At 38.4% G+C, this 2,499-nt stretch carries 1 protein-coding gene; it reads right to left on the bottom strand.

Features of this window, described 5'->3' with window-relative positions; all coding sequences use genetic code 11:
* Positions 1-230 precede the first annotated feature (230 nt).
* Positions 231-2,499: phosphoenolpyruvate carboxylase (gene ppc, locus QZ359_RS08785; RefSeq protein ID WP_293965882.1), on the bottom strand; the 2,269-nt coding region annotated here is incomplete at its 5' end.

Raw genomic sequence — 2,499 nt, 5'->3', positions numbered from 1 at the left:
GGTGTGCTCACCGAATTTTTATGATTTCAAATTCTAAATAACATTCAGCCCAATTTTCATCATCACCACTTATCTGTTTTCAGCTACCACAGACTCTCTAAAAAGTTTGTATGATTACTTTTCTGAATGGTTAAATTATATCATTTTTCAACTACTTGTCAAGACTCTTTGAGAATTTTTTTGAAATATTCAAAAACTTCCCCTATAGAAAAGAGAAAGTTTGATAGGTATCAGCCTGAATTACGCAATCCTGTTGCAATTCCGTTGATGGTTGTATGGATTAATTTTTCTTGATCGCTTGATAATTCTCCACGACGTTGACGTTTAATCAACTCCAACTGGATATAGTTGAGGATATTAAAGTAAGGCATACGGTAATCCAAACTTGCTTTCAGATATGGATTTTCAGCCAAGAGTTCATCATAACCTTCGATAGCCAAGATAACTTCCTTGGTAACTTGCCATTCATTTAGAATAGTCTCATAGATTGCTTTTACTTGATCATCTTCACAAAGTTTGGCATATTCAAAAGCAATGTTCATATTTGATTTTGACAAGACCATGTCGACATTTGAAAGAAGCGATTGGAAGAAAGGCCAGTTTTGGTACATATCTCGTAAGATAGCGATATTCTCTGGATTTTTATCGATAAATTCCTTGAAGCTTGAACCAACCCCATACCAACCAGGAAACATGACGCGACTTTGCGACCATGAGAATACCCAAGGGATAGCTCGCAAACCACCGATTTCAGTAATCGTCTTACGAGCGGCTGGACGAGAACCAATGTTAAAGCTTGAAATAGCCTTGATTGGACTTGACTCGAAGAAATAATCATAGAAATGATCATTACCAAAGACCAAATCACGGTAGATATCGTAACTACGGTCCACTACTTGGTCCATAATGGCTTCATAACGATTTGAGGTATTGGTATCACTCTTCTTCTGAGTAATCATACGGTTAATGGCTGCAGATACTAACATTTCAAGGTTATAGTAGGCCGCATCTTTATTACCGTATTTATTCCCAATTACTTCACCCTGCTCCGTCAAACGGATACGATCCTTGATAGACTTGAGCGGTTGAGATGTGATGGCTTCATAGGTTGGTCCACCACCACGACCGACAGTCCCACCGCGACCATGGAAGAAGGTAACCTTAACGCCAAATTCATCTCCAATAGCAGTCAATTGTTGTTGAGCCTTGTAGAGAGTCCAACATGATGATAAGTAACCACCATCTTTATTACTGTCAGAGTAGCCCAGCATGATTTCTTGATAGTTATTGCGTGAAGCAATCCATTTCTTAGCAAGAGGAAGAGAAAGGTATTCTCTCATGGTTTCTTCTGAGTGGTCCAAGTCCTCGATTGTTTCAAAGAGAGGAACGATTTGGACACGGGCTCTTTCTTTATCAACTAGCCCTACTTCTTTTAGCAAGATAGCCAATTCCAGCATGTCTGATACGCTGGTTGCATGTGAAATGATAGTCTGACGAATAACATCATCTCCCAACTTATCTTTCAACTTACGAGCAGCCTTAAAGATTGCTAATTCTTTTTCAAGTAACTCTGATTTTTCAACATGAGTGGCAGAAAGAATACGTGGATCTTCTTCTAATTCTTTCAAAAGCAGCTGGCATTTTTCTTCTTCACTTAGTTCACTATAATGCGAATGAATACCTGCTGATTTCAAGAGTTCAGCTACACAGGCTTCGTGAACACTAGAATCTTGACGCATGTCAATAGATGCCAAATAGAAACCAAAAATTTCAACTGCCTGAATCAACTCAACAAAATCACCAGAAATCAGTGCTTCACCCTTATTTTCCAAGAGGGAATCACGAATAGTAATTAAATCCTTATAAAAATCATTGGCCGTTTCATAGCGAGCCCCAACTTCCTTATCCTCAATCAGATAGGTTTTTGTTGCTTGGATTTTTGATTGAATATCAAACAAGGCACGACGATAAAGCTCTTTTTCACGGTAAATAGAATTATCCTTGGATTGACGAGCCATTTCTCTGACTTGCTTGCTCACATTGACAATACTGGTTGAGAGAGAGAATTCACGATAAAGTTGGTAAATCTTTTCATCATAGTAGTTCATGATGACTTCACACTGAGTCATGGCAGATTGTTTCAAGGTATCTGCTGTAACAAAGGGATTACCATCACGGTCTCCACCAATCCACATACCCATGGTAATTGGTTTAGGATGTTTCAACTCCAAACCGTGTTTTTTAGCCAGACGCTTGTACTCAGCAGTCAGATGAGGAACTGCCTTCAAGAATGAGCTATTGTAGTATTCCATTACATTCGTGATTTCATTGGTTACTTTCAATTTCTTTTCACGAATCATATCTGTCTGCATGATAATCTCAATGTAACGACGGAGATCATTATGCCATTTTTCCTTATTAATCAAACCTAATTTCACATCACGATACTTACGCAAGAGGGTATGGATATGGTTAGTCAAATCCAACATACTCTTACGT

This window comes from Streptococcus sp. (genome assembly GCF_019414905.1).
Taxonomy (GTDB): domain Bacteria; phylum Bacillota; class Bacilli; order Lactobacillales; family Streptococcaceae; genus Streptococcus.
This window is presented reverse-complemented; position numbering and strand designations above follow the sequence as displayed.